Below are 6,314 nucleotides of genomic sequence, written 5' to 3' on the forward strand. Positions count from 1 at the left end.
AAAGATTTGTCGGAACGGTGGCATTCTTGTCGGTGTGGAGAATCTTTGGATCGAGATGAAAATTCAGCCAAACTTATCAAAAAGATTGGTCTGAATTACGAAAGTGGCGGGGGAACTCCGTCACTCAAAAAAGCCTTTGCGAAAAAGGAAAAAGAAGCCTGCTGTCTAGCTGTCTAGCTGTCTAACTGTACTCAGTTGACCGTCAGGTTCGTTCACGAGAATTGCCGCTCAGTCGAGGCGGTGTTAATTTGGAGGTCAGATGTTGTTACCCTTGTTAGCCCTAATTCTCAAGCGGGGCATTTTAGCAAGGAAACTTATTTTATTAGATAGGTTGAGTGGTTTTATGCTTACGCTCCGCGCGATCGCCCTTTCCGACTACGACATCACGGAGCAACTCTACTCCGGCTCCCGCACCCTAGTGTACCGGGCAGTGCGAAAAGCAAACCAGCAACCCGTTGTCATCAAACTGCTTCTTCAGGAGCATCCTACCTTCAGCGAACTCGTGCAGTTTCGCAATCAATACACCATTACCAAACATCTGAGCTCGATCGGCATCATTCAAGCCTACAGTCTCGAACCCTACCGTAACGGCTACGCTCTGGTGATGGAAGACTTTGGCGGCATCTCGCTGCGCCAGTTCGCGCTGGGCAAACCCCTGGGCCTCCATGTATTCTGCCCGATCGCGCTGCAAATCTCCGACATCCTGCACGACCTCTACCGTAACCGGATCGTCCACAAAGACATCAAACTTGCCAACATCCTGATTAACCCAGACACCAAGCAAGTCAAGCTGATTGACTTCTCCATTGCCTCGCTGCTGCCGCGCGAAACGCCAGAAATTCAGAGCCCGAACATTCTCGAAGGTACCCTGGCTTACCTCTCCCCCGAACAGACTGGACGCATGAACCGGGGCATTGACTACCGCAGCGATTTCTACTCACTGGGCGTGACGTTCTTTGAACTGCTGACGGGGCAACTGCCCTTTGGGTCCGATGACCCGATGGAATTGGTGCATTGCCACATTGCCAAGCAACCACCCTTCGTCTGCGATCTCAACCCCGATTTGCCCTTGATGCTGGGCGAGATTGTCCGCAAACTGATGGCGAAGAACGCCGAAGACCGCTATCAGAGTGCGCTGGGACTTAAACATGACTTAGTGACCTGCCTAGAACAGTGGCGAGAAACAGGCAAGCACACCTGCTTTGAGTTGGGACAGCGAGATATCAGCGATCGCTTCCTCATCCCCGAAAAACTCTACGGACGGGAATCAGAAGTGCAGACGTTGCTAGAGGCATTTGGTCATGTTGCCAATGGTGCTTCTGAGTTGATGTTAGTGGCGGGCTTCTCTGGGATTGGCAAAACCGCAGTCGTCAATGAAGTGCACAAGCCGATCGTCCGTCAGCGCGGCTACTTTATTAAAGGTAAATTTGACCAGTTCAACCGCAACATTCCCCTGTCTGCGTTTGTGCAAGCATTCCGAGACTTGATGGGACAGTTGCTGAGCGAAAGCGATGCTCAACTGGCGCAGTGGAGGACAGCTATCCAGGCAGCGTTGGGGGAGAATGCCCAAGTCATCATCGACGTGGTTCCTGAACTAACACGGATTATGGGCGAACAGCCACCCGTAGCAGAACTTTCCGGCAGTGCCGCGCAGAATCGGTTTAATCTGCTGTTTCAGAAGTTCATTCAGGTATTCACGACAAGCGAGCATCCATTGGTGATGTTTTTGGATGATTTGCAGTGGGCAGATTCAGTTTCCTTGAGCTTGATGCAGGTGTTGATGAGTCAGCGCGAAGCCGGCTACCTGCTGTCGATCGGGGCGTATCGCGATAATGAGGTGTCGCCAGCGCATCCGCTAATGCTAACCCTGGAGGAACTTAACAAAGCCAGCGCCACCGTGAATACCATCACCTTAGCTCCGTTGAGTCAAGAGAGCTTGAGTGCGCTAGTTGCCGATACCCTTCAATGTGTAACAGCCATTGCCCAAACGCTAAGCCAGTTGATTTATCAAAAGACAAAGGGCAATCCCTTCTTTGCCGCGCAGTTTCTCAAGGCGCTGCATGGAGAGGGATACATTGCGTTCGATCCTCAAGTCGGACATTGGCAGTGCGATCTGACCCAGGTGCGATCGCTCTCTATCACTGATAACGTGGTGGAATTCATGGCGCTGCAACTGCAAAAGCTGCCTGCCCAAACCCAGGACATTTTGAAGTTAGCGGCTTGTATTGGCAATCAGTTTGATTTGGCGACATTGGCGATCGTCTCAGAACAATCAGAAACGGAAACCGCCGCGAATCTGTGGAAAGCATTGCAGGAAGGTCTAGTCCTCCCGCAGAGCGAAGTTTATAAGTTTTATCATGATTCTGAGTCCCTCAGCGGCGATCGATCTTTGGTAGAGGGTCAACAACAAACGACCGCTTCCTACAAGTTTCTGCACGATCGCGTCCAACAAGCTGCCTATTCTCTGATTCCCGACGACCAAAAACAACAGACGCACCTAAAAATTGGGCAATTGCTTTTCAGTGCAATCAGCCAAACGGGAAAAGATGAAAAAATCTTTGAGATTGTCAATCAGTTAAATAAAGGAGCCGATTTAATTGGCTTAGAAACTGAACGCGAGGAGTTAGCAAAGCTAAACTTAGCTGCTGCACAAAAAGCAAAATCTGCAACAGCTTACCTCGCAGCAAGCGAATACGCAACAAAAGGCATACAACTTCTCGGGGCAAATTGTTGGCAGCAATGCTATGACATTACCTTGGCTCTGCATGATTTAGCCGCAGAAGTAGCGTGTTTGAGCGGTGACTTTAAGCAAATGGAGCAGATAGTTGATGAGGTGCTGCAAAATGCTCGTCAATTATTAGACAAAGTTAAAGTTTATGAAGTGAGAATTTTGGCTGATGTCGCGCAGAGTCACCAGCCCCAAGCTATTAAAACCGCTCTTTCTGCTTTGAAATTATTTGGAGTGGTGTTTCCAGAGCAGCCGACTAACGCAGATAATACTCAAACTTTGCAAGAGACTCAAGATTTATTAAAAGGAAGAGATGTGGCAGATTTGCTGGAACTGCCTAAGATGACAGACCTTCAAGCTCTGGCAGTGATGCGAATTTTAGCAACTGTGACAGCAGCAGTCTATCAAGCGGTTCCAGAACTACTGCCCTTAATCGTGTGCAAGCAAGTTCAGTTATCAGTTGAATACGGTAATGCTGCTGTATCAGCGCAAACTTATGCTTGGTATGGCGTAATTTTGTGCGATCTTGGGGAAATTGATTTAGGCGATCGCGTTGGTCAACTGGCGATGGAACTATTATCACGTTTCCATAATAGAGAATTTAAAGCCAGCACGATTAACATGGTTTATCCATTTGTGAAGCCTTGGAAACATCATATTCAAGAATCACTCGCTCCTTTACTTGACGGATACCACAGCGGTCTGGAGATGGGTACTTTAGAATATGCTGCCTACTGTGTCTACAATTACTGTTCGCTGTCCTTTTTTCTCGGAAAAGATTTGTCAATCCTCGAACCAGAAATGAGGATTTACAGTCAGGCATTGGCTCAACTCAAACAGGAAGTTGCTCACAACTATCTCAGAGTCTTTTATCAATCCGTCTTGAATTTACTCGCTCAGAGCAGTTGTTCCTGGGAAGTTAAAGGTGCAATCTATGACGAGGAAATAATGTTGCCCTTGCATCAGAAGGCAAACGATCTTTACGCAATGGGAACACTCTATATCAATAAATTAATTCTTTGTTGCTTGTTCAATGAGTGGGATCAAGCAATTAAAGTGTCAGCTTTTGCCAAACAATATTTGAATGGAGTATCCGGCTGTTTCATGGTTCCGGTGTTTCACTTTTACAATTCATTGACCTATCTTGCTACCTTACCAAACACTCAAGGTAGAGAATGGGATTGCCTCCCCCAGGAAGTTGTTGACAACCAAAAGAAGCTCAAACAATGGGCAAACCATGCACCCACAAACCATTTACACAAATTTTATTTGGTTGAAGCAGAGCAGTATCGAGTGTTGGGGCAAATGTATGAAGCAATGGATTACTACGATCGCGCGATCGCGTCTGCTAAAGAACACGGCTACATTCAAGAAGAAGCACTAGCTAACGAACTAGCGGCAAAATTTTACCTCAACTGGGGTAAACAGCCGATTGCGGAGGCATACATGACCCAAGCCTACTACGGCTATGCTCGTTGGGGAGCTAAAGCCAAAGTCGCCGACTTGGAACGACGCTATCCCCAACTCCTCGCCCTTATCCTCCAGCAAACACGTTCTCTCTTCTCAACTAACGAAACTATCTTCGCATTGGGGAGTGTTACCTCCACCAGTTCCGGCACTTCCAGCAGTAGCAGTGTTTCTGTGGCTTTAGATTTAGCTACCATTCTCAAAGCTTCCCAAATTATCTCAGGAGAAATTGAACTCGAAAAACTGGTTTCATCGTTGCTTTCTCTCGTCATCGAAAATGCGGGGGCTGATAAATGCGTGTTAATGCTCGTGCAAGACGATCGCCTGCTGATTAAAGGGTCAATGGCTGTGGGGACGGAGCCAGTCGTGTTGCAGCGTCTTCCCATTGAGGACAGCCAGGACATTCCCTTAAGACTGATTTACAAAGTGAAACATGAAAGGCAGACTGCTGTGCTGCTGGATGTGACGACCGATCGGACTTTAGCCAGTGACCCCTATATCATTCGTCAGCAGCCTTGTAGTATCTTGTGCAGCCCGATTTTGCATCAAGGGAAGTTGTTGGGCATTTTATATCTAGAAAATAATTTAGCAACTGGAGCATTCACGAGCGATCGCGTTGAACTCATGAATATGCTATGCGCTCAAGCCGCGATCTCCCTGGAAAATGCCCGTCTTTATCAACAGGTTCAGCAAGCGCTAGAAGATGCCAAATTGATGCAATTCTCGATCGATCGGGTAACTGCGCCCGTATGCTGGGTAGAGCCAGACGCTCGTATTTCCTACGCCAATGATGCCTTCTGTCGGGATATAGGTTACTCCCGCTCTGAGATTCTCAGTAAATACCTGTATGATTTGAACCCAGATTTCTCTATTGAAGGTTGGTCAGACCATTGGCAATCGATCGATCGACAAGGTTCAGCGACCTTTGAAAGCAGAATGCGTAATAGTGAGGGGATCTGCTATCCGGTGGAAGTTACTATCAACCACATTACTTTTAATGAAAAGGAATATCACCTGACATTCGCGGTCAACATCAGCGATCGCAAACGTGCTGAGTTGGCTATTCTTCAAAAGTCTCAGGAATTAGAACAAGCTTTGCAAGACTTGCAAAACGCCCAACTTCAGATTGTACAAAGTGAAAAGATGTCAGCTTTAGGCAACTTAGTTGCCGGCGTCGCACATGAAATCAACAATCCGGTTGGCTTCATTGCGGGCAACTTGCAACCCGCTCTGGATTATGTTAAAGATACTTTTGGATTGATTGATTTGTATCAGCAGGAATATCCCAATCCCAGTGCCGTGATTCAAGACGAAATTGAGGCGATCGAGCTGGACTACCTGCGCGAAGATTTACCCAAACTAATTGGTTCGATGCAACTGGGAGTCGATCGCATTCGCAGCATCAGCGCGACGCTGCGTACCTTCTCTAGAGCCGACAAAGACTACAAGGTTCCGTTCAACATTCACGAAGGCATTGATAGCACGATTCTGATTCTCAAACACCGTCTCAAAGCTTCGGAATCTCGACCCGCGATCGAAGTCGTGACTGACTACGGCAGTATTCCCGCTATCTCATGCTTCCCCGGACAACTGAATCAGGTTTTCATGAACATTATGGCAAACGCGATCGACGCACTGGAAGAAGCCAGCCAGAAACGCACTTTTGGAGACATCGCAGCCAATCCGAACCGAATTGAAATTCAGACAGGATTGGATGACTCTGGTCAACAAGCGATCGTTCGCATTCGAGATAATGGAATGGGAATGTCCGATGAAGTAAAGCAGCGAGTCTTTGAGCACTTATTTACAACCAAAGCGGTTGGCAAAGGAACGGGATTGGGATTGGCGATCGCTCATCAAATTGTAGTAGAAAAACACGGCGGCACTATTTCAGTTAATTCAGCACCGGACAAAGGTACCGAATTCCTGATTGCGCTTCCGATCTAAAATTCCGATCTAAATCATTGTGTTAATTAAGGGAATTCGCACCGGGACTGACTGATATCAAATCCGGTAGCATCGGAATTAATACCAATTTTAAAAAACTGTAGTTTAGACTAACTAAAGATGAGAACGGTGGCAAAAGAAGAACTAGAGCCACCGCGCCGGGAGAGAATGA

1 protein-coding gene is annotated in these 6,314 nt (G+C 47.4%); it reads left to right on the top strand.

The window, feature by feature from the left end:
• Positions 1–343 precede the first annotated feature (343 nt).
• Positions 344–6,142, top strand: coding sequence for a trifunctional serine/threonine-protein kinase/ATP-binding protein/sensor histidine kinase (locus QUB70_RS31265; RefSeq protein ID WP_332985645.1), 5,799 nt, complete (start codon positions 344–346; stop codon positions 6,140–6,142).
• Positions 6,143–6,314: the final 172 nt, after the last annotated feature.

The sequence above is a fragment of the Microcoleus sp. A003_D6 genome (assembly GCF_036702825.1).
Classification (GTDB): domain Bacteria; phylum Cyanobacteriota; class Cyanobacteriia; order Cyanobacteriales; family Microcoleaceae; genus Microcoleus.

What these genes read in the sequence shown, in the direction of transcription:
- QUB70_RS31265 (WP_332985645.1), top strand. Translation starts at nt 344, where the DNA reads ATGCTTACGCTCCGCGCGATCGCCCTTTCCGACTACGACATCACGGAG.